The organism is Nonomuraea sp. NPDC049709 (assembly GCF_040674815.1).
GTDB lineage: Bacteria > Actinomycetota > Actinomycetes > Streptosporangiales > Streptosporangiaceae > Nonomuraea.
Map to the genome: position 1 here is coordinate 1 of NZ_JBFANM010000070.1, position 17,777 is coordinate 17,777.

Consider the following 17,777-nt stretch of genomic DNA (forward strand, 5'->3'; position numbering starts at 1 on the left):
GCCACGAAGAGCAACTCCGCCGACTTACTACCCGGGTCAGCTGAAAGCGTTAACCGGCCAACGCCCAGAACCAGCGTCATTAGCCGGATAATGCTGGGACAACGCAATGGCCGAATCGTTCTTCATCGCGCTCAAGAACGAGTGGCTGCACCGATTCGTCCTCACCACCCGAGCCAAGGCCAAACGGCAGGTCATCCGCTACATCGAAGGTTCCACAATCGCAGACGCCTGCACTCGGCGCTCGGCTACCGGCCGCCCATGGAAGTACTCAACGAGTCCCTTACAACCCAAACAGCCGCATAGGCTGCGACCACAAGACGGCTGTCCGGAATCTCCGTGGCCCCTCACCCTCAAACAGTCCGACTATCGGTAGTCGTTGAGCCAGTCGCCTGGAATCAGGTCGCGAATGTGGTCGAGGGCCTCCCCGGTGCGAGCGCGGGCCAGGAGGGCCACCCGTTCGTCGTCACGCAGAAGGACATCTGGACCGAAGAACCAGCGGATGCCGGGCTCCTCCCCGCCCATCGGATAGGCGGGGAAAGGCAGACGCGTGCAATTCTGCTCCAGCACTTCGATGCCGTCATCGCCGAAGTCGCTCAAAAAGTCGCAGAGCTCTTCGGGAACGTGCAGGGATTCCGAAAGGACGATCTCGACGAAGGCCAGGGAGAGCCGCTCCAGCCAGCCCTCCCACACCTCGGCATCCTTGTCGGCCAAGTCTGCCCGGATCACCACGGCAGGATCTTCGTGGGCGAGCTCCGTGAGGAGGATGCCCCAGGAGGCGGCACCCTGGTTCTCGTGCCGGAAGACCAGCGCTTCCTTGGCGGCGTCCAGATACAGCTCAGGCGGGCTGAGCAGGTCATCGTGGTTGCTGGTCAGATCCCGGCGGCGACCGAACAGAAGGTATGCCTCGCGCAGCGCCAGTGGCAGCGGGACGCCCAGCCTCTCCTCGGCTGCGGCAAGATCCGCCTCACCCCAGCCGTCGTCATCACCCAGACCATCTGTCCAGTTTGCGGCGAATCCCCGGATGAACTGCCAGGCACCGCCGCGGTCTTCAACACCTGCGGAGAGCGACTGGACCATATCGAACTCGTGCGTCATGCAGGAACGATATCGACTCCACGCGAGCGGGAGCCGAGGCCGTGACCCGGCACAAACGATGCCCGCCTCGCGGCCACTCCGCCGAGCAGCAGGCGCGGGCCGGGGCGAGCGCGTCCCCGATCTACGCCGCCGTCCACCGGCAGGAGAACCACCGGCTGCGCTGGGGCGACGCGAGCACCGCGAGGTCCTGCTCGGCGGCGCCGTGTCCGGAATCGAACCGCTCACGGTCCAGCTGGTCACCCGAGGAGATCCCGGGCCGTTGGACTTCGCCCGGGCCCTGCCCATAGACCTTCCCCTGACCTGAGGGACCCGAGATGAGCGTGACAGTCGCCGACGTCATGACCTTCATCAGCAAGGCCGACGAAGGCACCCTTGACCAACTCGTCCGCAATTCAACAGCGCCACGACGTCGTCGCGGCCGCACTCGAGGAGGGCGATGTCGTGGAGAGTCACGGCATCGAGTCCGCCTACCTAGCCCTCCGCTCCCGAACATCTCCCCAGCCGCCAGGTAGTGCGGTTCGTGATCGTTTCGGGGACGGTCAGGTGGAGGGTGGGTTCGGGTGCGCCGGGAGTGGGAGCCGGAAGGCGATCGCGGCGTGGACCCTGCTGGACAGCGGCTGGGAGCTGGTGGGGAACAAGACGAGTGCTGAAGTTCTTCAAGCAGGAGGGCCGGTTCCCGCGGCACGTGGGTGATCTGATGCCGTACGTGCAAAACGTCCTAACGTGATCGGGGTCAGCAAGTGATCTTCCTGCTGCTATTGGTGAAGCCACCAGCTTTCTCTGCGTATACCCAGACACGCCAGTCGTAGGTGCCGTCACCACATTTCGCCGGGAGTCCGACCTTCTTGTCGGGGTCCTTGGTCCACGTGTCCGAATTCATGGTCTGCCAGCCGTACCACCGCTTGCGCTGCACCTTCAGAGTCATCTGCCCGCAGTCGCCGACCCACGCGACCGTGCCTCTGACGTGAGCGCCGTCCTTGTAAGGAATGCCTGGGCTGACGCTGCACGCTGCTGCTTGCGTCGTGGCGGCGCCCGCCGGCTGGACTCCCGCGAGCAGTCCGGCGACTGTTAGGGCGGTGATTCCGACCGACATCCGCATGATCCTCATGTCCCTTTCGTTCCTTGGGCCGACGTGGAGGAACGATACGGACGAGCGGTATGTCCGCGGTATGTCAGGCGTGCTCGATTCAACGACCTCCGGCGGCCGGGGGGAGGCTGTCAACACACGATAATGCCTTGAGGTGCCGCGTCATTTGGCCGAGGTGTCGGCGGGCGGCGCGGATCTCGGCATCGGCGACCATGTCGTCCAGCAACGCGTACAGCTGGGTGGTTTCGGTGGAGGCGTGGCCCAGGCGGCGGCGTACGGCCTCGATGGAGACGCCGGCGTTGACGGGTTCGGTGGCGTGGGCGTGGCGCAGCTGGTGGATGTCGATCTCGGCCAAGGGGTGGTGCTGCGGTCATGCCGCCAGGCGGGTGCCCCGGCGCCAGACGGCACGGGTGTTGAGGGTGTCGCTGATGTTGCTGACCGGGTCGCCGTCGACCAGCAGAAGGTCGGCGCGGAGGCCCTCGGCGATGCGGCCCCGGTCGCTGAGGCGGAAGCGGCGGGCTGTGGTCGCTGTGGCCGCCCGCAGGGCCCGTGGGGGCGTGAGGCCGGCTGCCACAAGGTGTTGCAGTTCGTGGTGCAGGCTCGCTCCGTGGGCCAGGCCCCCGAAGAACGTCTCGGGCATGGAGACGTCGGTGCCGGCCAGCACGTCGATACCGGCGGCATCCAGGGCGCGCACGGTGTCGTACACGTCGTCGAGCTTGCCCTGCGGGTAACGGTTGTAGCTGGAGCGCAGGGTCTGGTCCCACTTGCTGTCGAGGCGTGCGGCGACCCGGGGGTCGTCGGCGAGCTCGCCGCCGGTGTTTCCCATCATCGAGGCATTGAGAGTGATGCAGGGAATGACGAACATGCCCGCATCCTTGATGAGGCTGATGATCTCGTCGGTGTGCGGCTGGTCCATGAACACGTGGGTGACGCCGTCGACGCCGGCTTCGGCGGCCATCCTGGTGGCCTCCACGGTCAGCGCGTGGGCCACGGTAAGGGCGCCGTACTTCTTGGCTTCGGCCACACCGGCGTTCACGGTGGCCTGGTCGAGCGTGGGCAGCCCGGGGTGTCCCTCCACGCTGCCATCGTCGATCATGAACTTGATGAAGTCGGATCCCCGGGCGAGGAGCTGGGGCACAAAGGCGGCCGCCTCCTCGGGAGTGGTGGAGAACGGCATCAGGGGCATCACCGGCGGGAGATCCCACTTCGGCCGGAAGCCTTCGGGCATCAGCTCGCTCGGGTGACCACCGGGCGGTGTGATGGCAAAGCCGGAAGAGCGCACGTCGGCCAGGGTGTCGTCGTCGGTGATGAGCCCCCGGTTCTCCCGGGTGTTCATCCCCTGCATCTCCAGTTCGGTCGTCACCCCGAACCGTAGGGCGAGCGCCAGCGAACCCGGGGCGGAGTGAACATGGGCGTCGATGAGTCCCGGCAGCAGTGTGGCGCCGGTGCCGTCGACGATCTCGCTGTCTTGAGGAGCGTCGCCACCGATGCGGGCGATCCTCCCGCCGTCGATGACCACGGTCCGCACGCCGACCGTCTTCTCTCCGTCGAAGATCTGCGCGTTGGTGATCGCGGTGAGCGCCATAGCAGTCCGCCTCGTTTCCTCGCTCGCTCAAGATTTACATACCTGATGCTATGCACTTGTCTAATGCTATGCAAATGCGCGAACCCGGTCTAGACTCGGTCACATGAGCAGCGCGTCCTTCTCTGAGCAGCCCTCCGACGACCTGGCGCTGGACCAGATCGGCCCGGCGCTGTCACGTCTGCGACGACGCGCACCGGCATCGAGCAAGGATCTCTCCCGCAACCTTGTCCTCAATGTGATCGCCGATGCGCCGGGCGAGACAACCGTCGGTGGCCTCGCTGCCGAGATGGGCGTCGCCCAGCCGGTGGCCAGCCGGACCGTCGCTGCCTGCATAGAGGACGGGCTGCTGCGCCGGACGGCCTCCCAGTCCGACGGACGCCGCACCGTGCTCGAACTCACCGAGCACGGCGAGGCTGAACGCAACCGCTTCGCCGCTGAACAGCGCAAAGCGTTCGAAGAGATCACTGCCGCCTGGTCGCCGGAGGAGCGGATCCAGTTCGCACGTCTGTTGGCTCGATACGGAGCCGACGCCACCGCATGGTCCAGGAAACAGGCCACAAGCCGTGGCTGAACGAGCGGCGCGCCGACACCGAGTCATGGCCAGGAGCCCAGGCATCGATCACACCAGCCGTTCGACCTGCGAGTTCAGGTTGGCGGCAACTCACTGGTCGTCTACGTTCCGAGCCTGCGCGAGCAGGTGGGCCACCACGTCGTCGGTGCCATCCTGGGCTTGGCGGGCCAGGTCCGCCCGCGTAGCGGTCCATGTGGTGTCAGGCATTTGAACGTGACCAGCTCGACGCCGTCGCCGCTGAATCGAACGCCAGGCCACGGAACGCGCTCAACTGGGACACCCGGGCCAAGCGCCTCGCGGAGCTCTCGGCAGCATGCGGCTGACCTGCATGTAGGCCCGGCGCCCGGGTCGGCATGTTCTCCCGATGCGCCCCGTCATCGCCCCAAGCACTACAGCTTGTAGTTTCTAAGCTCACCTCCGACACGGCTGAAACCATGACCAGGAAGCGCCCCACGTGAACCCTCTGACCGAAGTCGTCCTCACCCGATTCGGCGACGCCCCGCTACGGATCGGTACCCGTACCTCCACCATGGCCAGGATTCAGAGCGGCCATGTTGCTGAACTGATCACAAAGCTCGTTCCCGGCGTCTCCATCGAGATCGTGCCGACGCAGGTCAGCGCCGACCTGTGGCCTGGCGACCTGGCGGAGATCGGCGGCAAGGGCGCCTTCAGCAAGGAAATCGACCGCGCCTTGACCAGCGCACGGATCGACATCGCCGTTCATTGCATGAAAGACGTTCCCGGTGACGTCCCCCTCGCCGAAGGAACCGCGTTCGGCGCCTACCTGCCGCGCGACGACGTCCACGACGTCGTGGTCACCCGCGGCGATGTCCCCTTCGCGGATCTCCCGCCCGGGTCGCTCATCGGCACCAGCTCCGTACGCCGCCACGCCCAGCTCAGCATCCACCGGCCCGACCTCAGGGCCGAACGCATCCGGGGCAATGTCGACACGCGCCTGAACCACCTGGACAAAGAGGACGGCAAGTATGCCGCCCTCATCCTGGCTCGCACCAGCCTGATCCGCCTCGGCCTGCTCGACCGGCACCACGAGATACTGCCCCTGGAGTTCCACAGCGCCGAGGACGGCATCGTCTCCATGGTGCCGCCCGTGGGCGCAGGCGTCATCGGCCTACAGGCCCGCAACTCCGACACCCCCGTCTTGCGGCTCCTGGACCAGCTCAACCACCCGCTGACCGCGCGCCACATCCTGGCCGAGCGCACCATGCTGCACATGCTGTCCGGCCACTGCAACAGCCCCATCGCAGGGCACGCCTCCACCACCCCAGACGGACAGATGGGCCTGTTCGGGATGGTGTTCACCAGTGACGGCAGCGCCTTCGTCCGCTCCCACGCCTGGGGAGAGCACTCCGACCCGGCCGCTCTGGGAGCGTCCGTCGCCGCCGACCTGCTCCGCCAGGGCGCGCGTGACTTGATCACCGCCACCCGGAAATGACCTGCGGGGCTGACGTACGGCCCGATCTCGCGGGCAGCTCGCACAGCTGTGCTATCACCTCCCATCTCCTCGTGCTCGACGAGGTGGGCGCGCCGCCTACGACGGCCGAGGCACCGGCCACCATCCCGGGCTCCGCAGCGACCAGTGCATGTCGCGCATTCCGCCAAGACGACAGCGCCGCCCAGGTGGCCGCTCGTGCAGCCCGAGCAGCAGGCGGCGATGCCGGCTCGCCCGCACCATCAGGGACGGACTGCCCGAGCCCGACGCCGAGGTGGATGAGGGCCGCGATCGTGTCCCCCGCTGTGGCCAACCGGCCGGGACGCCGAGTGGCGGGTGTGACGGGCGTCCTGTCCAGGGCGGACCGGCCGGCCTCGGAAGGACGCTCAGCGGTGACCACCTCGCTTTCCCGGCTGTCGCCGGCAATCGATCACCTGTGTTACGACGACACCTCGAATGCGCCGACAAGGGCCGGACGAACACATCCGGTCGACGGGCCACTAGCGAGTTGAATCGCATACGTCGGGCAATCCGTACCCGAGCTGGCAGTACAGCTCCAGTTGGTCGAAGTACTCCCGATGTGTGGCGATCTTCCCGTGGGCGACGTGGGCCATGCAGGAACCGCGAATGGCGATGCGGCGGCCGGTCGCCTCCAGCTCGCTCCCGTTCGGCAGGAGGAAGGGTCCCTGATGCGTGCCGGTGAGCGTCCACTCGGTGACGGCAGGATCGTCACAGGGGATCTCCAACCAGGGCGTCTGCTGAAGGTCGGGGAAAGCCTTGAAGAGCTGCTCCCAGAACCAGGCGATCTGGTCATGTCCCTCCAGCACGCCGGAAGGCGCCACGAACACGGCCTCAGGCAGGTAATTGTCGAGGACGGCGGACACATCATGAGCGTTGATCGCCCGATACAGCCGATGCTTGATCTCCCAGCCAGTAACCATCCCAGCCATCCCTTCCCCCTAGGGCGACCTCCCTTCTACCCGCCCAGGAGCCGACAAGTACGGGTTGTTCTCGTTTTGACCTGGAGTTTTTGACCTGGAGTGCCTCGCCATTCAAGCCTGCGGTGCAGCTGGGCCCGCGTCGGCTGGATGGAGGCCGTCGCATCCGCCGCCGGCCTGGACCGGGGCCTGATCGCCGGCCAGGCCGCCCTCGCCGCCTCGCGCCCGGCATCCCGGACCGCCTGCCGAACGCTCCTCCCCCGGCCGGCGCCCCGGTCGGACGATCCGGCTCGCCACGAAACGACGGCAGCGCTCTCCCGACCCAACTGCGCGCACTGCCGGACCGGCACCCGGCCGGCGCCCCGAATCTGACTTTGGGCCTTGCGCGGTGGCAGCCGATCCGTTAATCCTTAGGAAACTTTCTTAAGCATTATGCGTCGAGGAGTGGTCACGTGCTGCGAAGAATCCTGGCCCCGCTGGTCGCGCTGTTACTCGCCACGGGGGTGCTCGCGGTGCTCCTGCCGGCCGCGGCGAACGCGGCCGCCTGCGCGACCGCGTGGAGCACCTCCGCCGTCTACACCGGCGGAGCGGTCGTGTCGCACAACGGGCACAACTGGTCCGCCCGGTGGTGGACCCAGAACGAGGCCCCCGGCAGCGCCGACGTCTGGGCCGATCAGGGGTCCTGCACCGGCGGCAGCGGCGGCGGGGGAACGGCCTGCTCCTACCCGAACTGGGTGGCCGGCCAGTGGTACGGCGTGGGCAGCATCGTCCGCTACACCGACGGCAACCACTACATCGCCGTACACGAGAACCCCGGGTACGACCCGGTCATCAGCCACTGGTACTGGGACCCGCACACCTGCTCCGGCGGTCCCACCGACCCGCCGGACCCGTCGGGGTTCGTCGTGACCCAGGCCCAGTTCAACCAGATGTTCCCGAGCCGGAACTCCTTCTACACCTACAGTGGCCTGGTCGCGGCCATGAGCGCCTACCCCGCCTTCGCCAGGACGGGCAGTGACACGATCAGGAAGCAGGAGGCCGCCGCCTTCCTCGCCAACGCCAACCACGAGACGGGCGGCCTGGTCCACATCGTCGAGCAGAACACCGCGAACTATCCCCACTACTGCGACCCGAACCAGCCCTACGGGTGCCCGGCCGGGCAGGCCGCCTACTACGGCCGCGGCCCCATCCAGCTGAGCTGGAACTTCAACTACAAGGCCGCCGGCGACGCGCTCGGCCTGCCCCTCCTGACGAACCCCTGGCTGGTGCAGCAGGACGCGGCCGTGGCCTGGAAGACCGCCCTGTGGTACTGGATGACCCAGAACGGCCCCGGCACCATGACGGCCCACAACGCGATGGTCAACAGCCGCGGCTTCGGCGAGACCATCCGCAGCATCAACGGCAGCCTGGAGTGCGGCGGTCGCAACCCCGCCCAGGTGCAGAGCCGGGTCAACGCCTACCAGCGCTTCACCCAGATCCTCGGGGTCTCCCCCGGCGGCAACCTCACCTGCTGACGGCCGGACACCCGGAACCCGCGCGCCCGCCCCTCTACGCCGGCGGGCGCGCGGCGTTCCGACCAGGAAAATCCCATCCCCCACGTTGAACGGGACATTATTCACTATCTACCCCAAACCGGGCACGTATACGAGCCTTGGGAATGGGGGCTTTACATGTGCGGCATCTGCGGATGGGTGGACTTCGAGCACGACCTGCGGCAGGAGCGGCGGATCGCGCAGGACATGACCGACACGATGGCGTGCCGTGGTCCCGACGACGAGGGGCTCTGGACGGCTCCCCACGCCGCCATCGGGCACCGCAGGCTCGCCATCATCGACCTCGAGGGCGGACGCCAGCCGATGGTGGCCGACGACGAGGGGCGCGAGCCCGCCGTCCTCACCTACAGCGGGGAGGTGTACAACTTCGGCGAGCTGCGCGCGGAACTCACCGCCCGTGGCCACCGCTTCCGCACCCGCAGCGACACCGAGGTCGTGCTGCGCGCCTACCTCGAATGGGGCGCGGACCTGGCCGAGCACCTCAACGGCATGTACGCCTTCGCCGTCTGGGACGCCCGGTCCGAGCAGCTGCTCCTCGTCCGCGACCGCATGGGCATCAAACCCCTGTACTACTACCCCACCCCCCACGGCGTGCTGTTCGGCTCGGAGCCCAAGGCCATCCTCGCCAACCCGCAGGCCCGCCGCGAGCTCGACGCCGACGGGCTGCGCGAGCTGATGTCGTTCATCAAGACGCCGGAGCACGCCATCTTCACCGGCATGTACGAGGTGCGCCCCGGCCAGGTCGTCACCGTCAGCCGCGACGGGATCCGCAAGCGCCGTTACTGGCAGCTGGACTCGCACGAGCACTCCGACGACGTCGGCGAGACCGTCAAGACCGTGCGCACGCTGCTCGACGACATCGTCGCCCGCCAGCTCATCAGCGACGTGCCCCTTTGTGCCCTGCTGTCCGGCGGCCTGGACTCCAGCGCGATCACCGCCCTGGCCGCCAGGCACCTGCGCGAGCAGCACCTGGGCACCGTACGCTCGTTCTCCGTCGACTTCGCCGGCTACACCGAGAACTTCAAGCCCGACCTCACCCGCTCGACGCCCGACACCCCCTACGTCCACGAGCTGGTCCGCCACGCCCGCACCGACCACACTGACATCGTGCTCGACTCGGGCGAGCTGATGAACCCCGGCGTGCGCTCGGCGGTGCTGCGGGCGCGCGACCTGCCGACCGGCATCGGCGATATGGACAGCTCGCTGTACCTGCTGTTCAAGGCCATCCGCGGCCACTCCACGGTGGCGCTGTCGGGAGAGTCGGCCGACGAGGTGTTCGGCGGCTACCGGTGGTTCCACGAGCGCGAGGCGGTCGAGGCCGACACCTTCCCGTGGCTCGCCATCCCCGGCGCCGCCCCGCACACCGGCGTGGAACGGCTGCTCAGGGACGACCTGGCGGACGAGCTGGACCTGCCGGGCTACAGCGAGGAGCGCTACCGCCAGGCCCTCGCCGAGGTGCCCCGGCTCCCGGGCGAGACGGGCCACGAGCGGCGCATGCGCGAGATCTCCTACCTGCACCTGACCCGCTTCGTCCAGCTCCTGCTCGACCGCAAGGACCGGATGAGCATGGCCGTGGGCCTGGAGGTACGGGTGCCGTTCTGCGACCACCGCCTGGTGGAGTACGTCTTCAACGTGCCCTGGGCGCTCAAGACGTTCGACGGCCGCGAGAAGAGCCTGCTCCGCGCGGCCGCGTCGGACCTGCTGCCCGCGGGCATCCTCCAGCGCGTCAAGAGCCCGTACCCGACCACCCAGGATCCCTCCTACGACCAGGCCCTGCACGAACAGGCCCGCGTCCTGCTCCAGCGGGAGGACTCACCCGCGGCCCGGCTGATCGACTGGGACAAGGCCCGCGCGACTGTCGACCAGCCACCCGCCCCGGGGAACCGGGCGGCTCTGGAGCGGTTCCTGCAGCTCGACGAGTGGATGCGGAACTACGGGGTCGAGCTCGCGCTCTGAACCGCACGCTCCGACTGGAGAAAATGTCCAACCTGGACATATCATCCGACGTGTGACGCAGACAGATCCACGCGTGCGGATGTGGTCGCCGGTGTGCGAGGCGATCGCGGCGCTGCTGGCGCCGCACGCCGAAGTGGTGCTGCACGACGCCGGGAACGACCGGGTGCTGGCCGTGTGGAACCCCATGTCCAGGCGCGGCGCCGGTGACCCGTCGCTGCTCGGCGAGCTGGAGCGGCTCGACCCGGCGGGCAACGACGTCTACGGCCCGTACGAGAGGCTGCTGTCCGACGGGCGGCGGCTGTCCTCGGTCAGCGCCGTGCTGCGCGACGACGGCGGCGAGCCGTCGGCCGTGCTCTGCGTGAACCTCGACCGCACCCCGATGGAGCAGGCGGCGGCGCTGCTGGCCGCGTTCGCCGCGCCGACCGCGCCGCGCCCCGAGGCGCTGTTCGAGCAGGACTGGACCGAGCGCGTCCACCAGATCGTCGGCGCCTACGTCCGCGAGCACGGGCGCGGGGTCGAGCGCCTGACCCGCGCCGACCGCCTCGCCGTGCTGGCCGAGCTCGACCAGGCCGGCGTCTTCGCCGTCCGCCGCGCCGTCCCCGTCGTCGCCGGCGCGCTGAAGACCTCCCGATCCACCCTGTACGCGCTGCTCGCCGAACTCAGAAGGAGCCGCCCATGAGCCGACTGCCCGACTTCCGGCTGGAGGTCTACTTCTCCCGCTGGGAGTTCACCGCCCGGCACCACCTGACCGCGTCCGACGCCCAGACCATGACCATGACCGAGCTGCTCTCCCTCGCCGCCCCCGAGGACATCCACGCCTGGGAGACCCTCTCCCTCGGCTACACCGAGACCTTCGGCGCCCTCGAGCTGCGCCAGGCCGTCGCCGACACCTACGACACGGTCGGCGCGGACGACGTGATCTGCTTCGCCGGCGCCGAAGAGGCCCTCTACCTGGCCATGCAGGTGCTGCTCGGCCCGGACGACCACGCCGTGGTGATCACCCCCAACTACCAGGCCGCCGAGACCGTGCCCCTGTCGCTGTGCGAGGTCACCGGCGTGGCCCTGGACCCCGAGCACGACTGGGCGCTCGACCTGGACGCCGTCGCCGCGGCCATCCGCCCGAACACCCGCGTGGTGTCGGTCAACTTCCCCAACAACCCCACCGGCACGCTCATCCCCGCCGCCGACCTCGCCCGCCTGGCCGCGATGTGCGACGAACGCGGCATCCACCTGTTCAGCGACGAGGTCTACCGCGGCCTCGAGCTCGACCCGGCCCGCACGCTCCCGCAGGCCGCCGACCTGTCACCCACCGCACTGTCGCTGAACGTCACCTCCAAGTCGCTCGGCCTGCCCGGACTGCGGGTCGGGTGGATCGCCTGCCGCGACCGCGAGCTGCGCTCCCGGCTCGAACGCGCCAAGCACTACACCACGATCTGCAACTCCGCGCCCAGCGAGGTGCTCGCCCGGATCGCGATCAAGGCCAGGGACCGGATCCTGGAGCGCAACCGGGGCATCATCGCCACGAACCTGCCGCTGTTCGAGGAGTTCTTCACCCGCTACGGCGACCTGTTCGAGTGGCGGGCACCCGACGGGGGCTGCGTGGCCTTCCCCCGCTACCTGGGGCGCGACGGCGTGGAGTCGTTCTGCACCGAGCTGGTCGAGAAGGCCGGCGTGCTGCTGCTGCCCGCCGGCATCTACCGCTCGGAGCTGACGGCCACGCCCGGCGACCGGTTCCGGGTCGGGGTCGGCCGCAACGATCCCGGGCCCGCCCTGGACGCCCTCGCCTCGTTCCTGGAAGGGCGCCGATGAGCCTGCCGGGCAGAGACCGGTAGGCGCCCTTACGCCTCGGGCAGGACGTCGCGCAGCAGGCGGCGCGGCCCGGGGCGGCGCTTCCACTCGCGGGGGTAGCCGAGGGAGACCTCCTCGAAGCGGACCCCGTCGTACCAGGTGACGCGGGGGATGTGCAGGTGCCCGTAGATCATGGCCGCGGTGGGGTGGCGGCGGTGCCAGCCCCCGGTGGCGGTGGTGCCGCACCACTGGGCGAACTCGGGATAGCGCAGCACGTCGGTCGGCTCGCGTACGAGCGGGTAGTGGTTGACGAACACCAGTGGCACGTCGTCGTCCAGCTCCGCCAGCCGCCGCTCGGTGAGCTCGACCCGCGCCCGGCACCAGGCCTCGCGGCTCGGATAGGGGTCGGGGTGCAGCATGTACTCGTCGGTGCAGACCACGCCGGTGCTGTGCGCGTAGGCCAGCGCGCTGTCCTTGGTGTGGTGACCCTCGGGCAGGAACGTGTAGTCGTACAGGAGGAAGAGCGGCACGATCCGGACCGGCCCGCCCGGCCCCTCCCACAGCGGATAGGCGTCCTCCGGGGTGAGGACGCCCAGATCCCGGCACAAACCCACCAGGTGCTCGTAGCGGGCGACCCCCCGCAGGTCCGGCGGCTCGTCGGGCATGGTCCACAGCTCGTGGTTGCCCGGCACCCACACGACCCGCTCGAAACGGCCCGCCAGCAGCTCCAGCGCCCACCTGATGTCGGCCGGCCGCTCCGCGACGTCCCCGGCCACCAGCAACCAGTCGCCGGGCGTGACCGGTTTCAGGTCCTCCACGATGGCTCTGTTCTCGGGGTAGGCGATGTGCAGGTCGCTGACCGCCAGCAACCTGCCCTCGGATTCGGGAGCGGGCAAGGGGAGTCTCCTTCCGGGATGCCCTTCGAGCATGCCATGGGGAGCTCAGCGGAGCATCACGTGACAGGCGAGTTGCAGGGCCAGGCGGGTGGCGGCGTCGTCGAGATCGAAACCCGCGGCCTTGATGCGGTCCAGGCGGGTGGTGATCGTGTTGCGGTGCACGCCCAGCCGCTCCGCCGCCTTCAGCGCGCCGCCCTCGTCCAGGACCGCGGCCAGGGTCTCCAGCAGCGTGCCGTCCCTGTCGATTCCCAGCAGCGGGCGCAGCACGACCACGGCCGGCGCCCGCAGCACGCCGGTGGGCAGCGCGCCGAGCAGCTCCGCCGGGCCCATCCGGTCCGCGCGCAGCACCGTACCCTCGGCCGCCACGAACGCCGCCGCCTGCGCCCCCAGCAACGACTCCGCCACCGGCTCCAGGCCGTCGACCTGCGCGCCCACCCCTCCCGCGCACGGCCACGGCATCGTCCCGAGGCAGTGCTCGACGCGTCCGGCCAGCTCGGCGGGCCCCAGCGCCGACCAGCCCGCCCAGCCTTCACCCCGGACGAGCACCGGGACCTGGCCGAGGCCGGCGGTGATGAGCGTCTGCGCCAGCGGGGCGTCGTCCGTCTCCGCCGGCGGGCGCACGTGGTAGGCGGTGAGGGGCCCGCGCACCGGCCAGCCCAGCGCGATCGCCGCGGTCCCCGCGTCCTCACCGGCCGCCGCCTCACCGGCAGCCCCGGGGTCCGGCGGCGCACCGAGGGCGGGGGTGGCGGATCCGGTGAGAAGGCGCTCGGCGAGGGAGGCCTGGAGGGCGAAGTCGGTCGCGGCGCGCAGCCGCTCCTGCGCCGCCCAGGCGGTGATCGGCGCCACCGCCAGCCCCAGCACCGTACGCACCACCGACGGCCACCCCGGCGAGCGCGACGAGCCGCCCGCCACCAGCGTGCCCAGCACCAGCTCCTCCTGCCCGGGCACCGTCACCTCGGCCGACCACCGCCCGGACCGCGCCCCGGGCGAGTCGCCGGCCGCGTCCCGGCGGCCCGCCAGGTAGCGGCCGTACCGGTCGAGGAAGGCCACCGACGTGCCCGGCAACTCCGCGTTCAGCACGCCCAGCACCCGCCGCGCCGACGCGCCCGCCTCGGCCAGCCGGGTGGCGCAGCGGGCCACGAGCTGCGTACGGGCCGCGTCCGGCCGGGAGGCGGCCGAGGCGACCCGGACCGCGACGATCAGCGGATCCTCGTCCACGAAGATCAACGTCACGCCGAGCCGCTCCGCCAGCACCTCCCCCGAGCCCTCGCTCAGCCCGCCCGACGGCGCGATCACGCATGCCGCCGCCTGCTCCCAGGCCCGGCGCATGGCCATCTCCACCGCCCAGCCGCCGCTGGCCGCCGCCCCGATCAGCACCACCGCCGTGTGCGGCGCGACCGTCCCGAACACCGACAGCTCGTCCACGATCCGCACGCCGCGCACGGCGTTCTCACCCGTGCCGTACATGCGCGCCCCGGCCAGCGGCCCCGCGTTCACCAGCTCGGCCACCGTGACCGGCGCCTCCCACCCAGGCGCCCGCATCCCACCGTTCACCGCAACCCCCAGCTCACCCGCAACCCCCGACTCAAGCCCCCGGCTCACAGCGGGATCCCGAACGCGCGCGGCCCGCCCAGAGCCAGCCCCCGATCCGTGTGCCACACCGGCGCCGCCCGCACCACCATGATGTCCAGCTCCAGACCAGGCTCCGCCTTGTCCACGTCCACCACCATCCCGTCGGCCGTGGAGATCATGCAGATCTGGTCCGGCACCGTCGCCACCACCGCCCCGTCGGCCAGCGCCAGCACGATCTCGTTGTGCGCCTCCAGCCGCACCAGCCGCCGCAACCCCTCCGACTCCCGCAGCACGATGCTCGACGGCAACGACGGCAACGCCAGGTCGGAACCGTGCCCCGTGCTCCCCTCCACGGCCAGGATCCGCCCCCGGCACAACGTCCGCACCCCGTACGGCGCCGCCGCCGACCGCGGCACCCCGGGCTCCCCCGCCCGCATGAGCAGGCTCACCGTCCCCGGCACCAGCACCCGCGCCAGATCGCCCGCCGCCATCGGATAGCACGCCGCCACCGCCCATCCCCCCACCGACAGCACCACGGGACGCAGCAGCTCCTCCACCCGGCCGGCCCCCGTCTCCAGCAGCACCAGCTCCCCCGACCCGCCCGCCAGCGCCAGCGGCACCGGGCTCATCCCGCCCAGCGCGTACGTCGTCTGCTCCACCAGCGGGAACACCCGCCCCGTACCGTCGCCGTCCACCAGCGGCACCCCCAGCGCGGCCGCCCCGATCAGCGGCACCAGCGCGTTCTCCGCCGCCAGGTTCAGCGCCACCACCGCCCCGGCCCGCTCCCCCAGCCTGCGCTCCAGCGCCCGCACGGCCCGCTCCGGCTCGTCCCCGGCCGGGAGCTGCTCCCCCAGCGCCGTCGTGGAGCCCACCAGGCTGATCGCCACACACAACGTGTCCGGCGCCAGCTCCCCGGCCGCCACCAGCTCCACGCCCCGTCCGACCACCGACCGGGCCCAGTCGAGAGCCAGGTTGTACGACGAGTCCGCCGCCCCGGTCGCGAACAACCGCGACCCCTCCGAGAACCGGCCCAGCCCGTCGCGATCGATCAGCCGGCCCACGGCAGCCCACCCGCCGTCACGCGCACCCGGTAAAGCCCGTCCGGCAGGTACGACAGCGGGTTCACCGTGGTCTCCTCGATCCTGGCCGACCCCGGCGCCGCCCCCGCGCTGACCACCCGGGCCAGCGCCTCGTCCCTGACGTCATGGAGCACCCGGTCCAGCTCCGCCCGCCCGCGCGCCTGCACGATCCGCTCCACCTGCGCCTCCGGTCGGCCCAGCGAGGCGCCGTACGCCGCCGCCACCCCGTCGGAGACCTCCCCGCCCAGCACCGGCCGGCCCCGCGCCAGGCTCGCCGCCGCGCCCAGGTCGCAGGCCAGCGGATAGCGCCGGAAGTAGTGCGCCGCCACCAGCCCGCTCCCCGACCTGGCGAAATACGCCGGCACCCCGGGCAACTCCCGGGCCACCTCGTCGGCGATCCGCCCCGCCTCCGGGCCGAGCGCCGCGTTCCGGATCGCCTCCGCCTCCCGCTCCCGCAGCCCGGGGTGCCCGAACTCGTACGACAGCGTGATCCGCGCCTCCGGCACCTCCGCCGCGATGATCGCCGCCACCGCCAGCTCGTGGTCGGTCAGCATCGGCGAGCCCGTCGCCGTCACAGCGAAGTCCGTCAGCCCGCACGTGGCCGCGAACCGCCGCACGGCCTCGGTGTCCAGCGGCGCCAGCGGCCTGCCGGTCACGCTGTGGCCGCCCCGCACGATCGTCGCCACCCCCGAGCCGACCACCGGGCGCAGCGCCTCCGGGCACGGCCCGCCGACCCGGACGGCCGCCACGGGAGCCGTACGCACGCCGCCCAGGTCCACGGCCACGCAGGCCCGCTCGGCCGAACGCGCGACCGCCCGCGCCACCGGCCAGCTGGCCGCGCCGTCCCTGACCGCCACCACCACCGGCGCGGCCTCACCGAGCGCGACGCCGACGATCACTCCAGCTCGCGCCCCTCGGTCTCCGGCAGCGGCAGCGCCAGCAGCGCCGTCGCCACCATGAACGCGTTGATGATCAGCATGGTCGTGGTGAAGCCGGTCGCGTTCGCCAGCAGCGCGCCCACCGCCGACGGAGCCACCGTGGTGGCCACGAGCTGCGCGGCCGTGGCCCACGAGTAGCCGGTGCCGCGCAGGGCGGTCGGATAGAACTCGCCGTTCCAGGTGTTCCAGACGCCCCACGCACCCATGCTGAAGAACGCCAGCACGAAGTTGCCCAGGTACAGCCCGACCATGGACTCGGCGGTGGCGAACCAGAGCCCGCCCAGCACCGCCGCCACCACGTAGACCAGGAAGACCTTCCGGCGGCCGAAGCGGCCGGTCAGCAGCGAGGCGCTCACGTACCCGGGGATCATCAGCAGCGCGCTCAGCGCGGCGAAGCCCAGCGACGCCGACAGCGTCAGACCCCTGTCCTGCAGCAGCGTGGGCAACCACGTCTGCAGCCCCCAGTAACCCCAGTTGAAGACGAAGTTCAGCAGCAGCATGACCACGGTGATCCGGGCCAGCCCGCCCCTGAAGAGGTCCAGCGGCCGACCCACCCGGTGGCTCGCCACCGTGAACGTGGCCTCGGCGTCCGGGCTGCCCAGCGAGCGCAGCACCGCCTGGGCCTCCTCCTGCCGGCCGCGCGCGGCCAGCCAGTACGGCGACTCCGGCACCCACGCCCTGATCGCGAACGCCCACAGCCCCGCCGCCGCGCTGGCGATCACCACCACGTGCCAGCCCAGGTCGCCCAGCGACACCGACGCGCCGATCGCGGCCAGCATGCCGATCGGCCACCCGATCGACAGGTAGACGGCCGCCCGGCCACGGTGCCGGGTCGGCAGCAGCTCCAGGAAGAAGGGGAACGTGATCGTGTACACGCCGGCCAGCGCCAGGCCCGAGGCCACCCGCAACGCCACCAGTACCTCCATGTTCGGGGCGAACGCCGAGGCCAGCGCGATCACCCCGTACGCCACCAACGACCAGAACGCCGTCGGCTTGCGCCCGATCCGGTCGGCCACCGGCCCCCACACCAGCACGCCCGGGATCATGCCGAACGCGACCGCCGACAGCACCACCCCGACGCCCGCCTCGTCGATCCCGAGCTTCGTGCCCAGATCGCCGGAGACGTAGACCAGGGCGAGCTGTTCCCACGACTCGATGACGAACGCGATGAACAGGGCGAGCGCGATGAGCACGTGCCGTCGGGTGAACGGCATGCGGTCGAACGCCGCGCCGATGGGCAGCGTCCGGGAGTCGGTGGCGGTCATGCAA

Annotated in this window: 17 protein-coding genes and 1 pseudogene; 7 read left to right on the top strand and 11 right to left on the bottom strand. The window is 70.5% G+C overall.

The features are described 5' to 3' along the window. Window positions 1–85 precede the first annotated feature (85 nt). Window positions 86–303: pseudogene (locus AB0J69_RS46650) on the top strand (integrase core domain-containing protein); the annotation flags it as partial. Between the two features lie 60 nt (window positions 304–363). Here the strand turns inward: AB0J69_RS46650 and AB0J69_RS46655 are convergent. The 5 genes from AB0J69_RS46655 to AB0J69_RS46675 form a co-directional block, all read right to left on the bottom strand. Then, the gene (locus AB0J69_RS46655) at window positions 364–1,095 is read right to left on the bottom strand and encodes a hypothetical protein (RefSeq protein ID WP_364132082.1); all 732 of its coding nucleotides are present in this window, start codon (window positions 1,093–1,095) and stop codon (window positions 364–366) included. 121 nt (window positions 1,096–1,216) lie between these two features. Continuing rightward, entirely contained in the window at window positions 1,217–1,435 is a 219-nt protein-coding gene (locus tag AB0J69_RS46660) for a hypothetical protein (protein WP_364132083.1), read from the bottom strand. Between the two features lie 393 nt (window positions 1,436–1,828). Next, complete coding sequence (locus AB0J69_RS46665) at window positions 1,829–2,203, bottom strand: hypothetical protein (RefSeq protein WP_364132085.1); 375 nt, start codon at window positions 2,201–2,203, stop codon at window positions 1,829–1,831. Window positions 2,204–2,282: 79 nt separating this feature from the next. Further along, entirely contained in the window at window positions 2,283–2,537 is a 255-nt protein-coding gene (locus tag AB0J69_RS46670; RefSeq protein ID WP_364132086.1) for a site-specific integrase, read from the bottom strand. Window positions 2,538–2,552: 15 nt separating this feature from the next. Further along, window positions 2,553–3,701 carry an amidohydrolase family protein gene (locus tag AB0J69_RS46675; RefSeq protein ID WP_364132087.1) on the bottom strand — a complete coding sequence of 383 codons (1,149 nt, stop codon included), beginning with the start codon at window positions 3,699–3,701 and terminating at the stop codon, window positions 2,553–2,555. A 169-nt stretch (window positions 3,702–3,870) separates the two neighbouring features. On the opposite strand from AB0J69_RS46675, the gene AB0J69_RS46680 reads away from it, so the two are divergent. Continuing rightward, entirely contained in the window at window positions 3,871–4,338 is a 468-nt protein-coding gene (locus AB0J69_RS46680; RefSeq protein WP_364132088.1) for a MarR family winged helix-turn-helix transcriptional regulator, read from the top strand. 454 nt (window positions 4,339–4,792) lie between these two features. Then, on the top strand, window positions 4,793–5,791 hold the full coding sequence (gene hemC / locus AB0J69_RS46685; protein WP_364132089.1) for a hydroxymethylbilane synthase: 999 nt from the start codon (window positions 4,793–4,795) through the stop codon (window positions 5,789–5,791). 497 nt (window positions 5,792–6,288) lie between these two features. Here hemC and AB0J69_RS46690 read toward each other — a convergent pair whose 3' ends face one another. Beyond that, complete coding sequence (locus AB0J69_RS46690) at window positions 6,289–6,738, bottom strand: ester cyclase (protein WP_364132090.1); 450 nt, start codon at window positions 6,736–6,738, stop codon at window positions 6,289–6,291. 440 nt (window positions 6,739–7,178) lie between these two features. Here AB0J69_RS46690 and AB0J69_RS46695 point away from each other — a divergent pair, with 440 nt between their 5' ends. The 4 genes from AB0J69_RS46695 to AB0J69_RS46710 all read left to right on the top strand — a co-directional run bounded on the left by AB0J69_RS46695 (window position 7,179) and on the right by AB0J69_RS46710 (window position 12,044). Beyond that, a complete protein-coding gene (locus tag AB0J69_RS46695; protein WP_364132092.1) occupies window positions 7,179–8,240 on the top strand; it encodes a glycoside hydrolase family 19 protein in 1,062 nt (353 codons plus the stop codon). A gap of 156 nt (window positions 8,241–8,396) precedes the next feature. Continuing rightward, window positions 8,397–10,235, top strand: coding sequence for an asparagine synthase (glutamine-hydrolyzing) (gene asnB / locus AB0J69_RS46700; RefSeq protein ID WP_364132093.1), 1,839 nt, complete (start codon window positions 8,397–8,399; stop codon window positions 10,233–10,235). 52 nt (window positions 10,236–10,287) lie between these two features. After that, entirely contained in the window at window positions 10,288–10,914 is a 627-nt protein-coding gene (locus tag AB0J69_RS46705; protein WP_364132094.1) for a PAS domain-containing protein, read from the top strand. Continuing rightward, window positions 10,911–12,044 (top strand): aminotransferase class I/II-fold pyridoxal phosphate-dependent enzyme, encoded by a 1,134-nt coding sequence (locus AB0J69_RS46710; protein WP_364132096.1) that lies wholly within the window; start codon window positions 10,911–10,913, stop codon window positions 12,042–12,044. The genes AB0J69_RS46705 and AB0J69_RS46710 overlap by 4 nt, the downstream gene beginning before the upstream one ends. 29 nt (window positions 12,045–12,073) lie before the next feature. On the opposite strand, the gene AB0J69_RS46715 is transcribed toward AB0J69_RS46710, so the two are convergent. Genes AB0J69_RS46715 through AB0J69_RS46735 form a run of 5 tightly spaced genes read right to left on the bottom strand, consistent with a single transcriptional unit; the run spans window position 12,074 to window position 17,773 of the window. Then, a complete protein-coding gene (locus AB0J69_RS46715; protein ID WP_364132097.1) occupies window positions 12,074–12,919 on the bottom strand; it encodes a metallophosphoesterase in 846 nt (281 codons plus the stop codon). Window positions 12,920–12,964: 45 nt separating this feature from the next. Further along, entirely contained in the window at window positions 12,965–14,461 is a 1,497-nt protein-coding gene (locus AB0J69_RS46720) for a helix-turn-helix domain-containing protein (protein WP_364132098.1), read from the bottom strand. 56 nt (window positions 14,462–14,517) lie between these two features. Next, complete coding sequence (locus tag AB0J69_RS46725; protein WP_364132100.1) at window positions 14,518–15,552, bottom strand: DUF917 domain-containing protein; 1,035 nt, start codon at window positions 15,550–15,552, stop codon at window positions 14,518–14,520. After that, window positions 15,540–16,469, bottom strand: a complete 930-nt coding sequence (locus AB0J69_RS46730) for a hypothetical protein (RefSeq protein WP_364132101.1) — start codon at window positions 16,467–16,469, stop codon at window positions 15,540–15,542. The genes AB0J69_RS46725 and AB0J69_RS46730 overlap by 13 nt, the downstream gene beginning before the upstream one ends. Continuing rightward, window positions 16,466–17,773, bottom strand: coding sequence for an MFS transporter (locus AB0J69_RS46735; protein ID WP_364132103.1), 1,308 nt, complete (start codon window positions 17,771–17,773; stop codon window positions 16,466–16,468). Before AB0J69_RS46735 ends, AB0J69_RS46730 begins: the two co-directional genes overlap by 4 nt. Window positions 17,774–17,777: the final 4 nt, after the last annotated feature.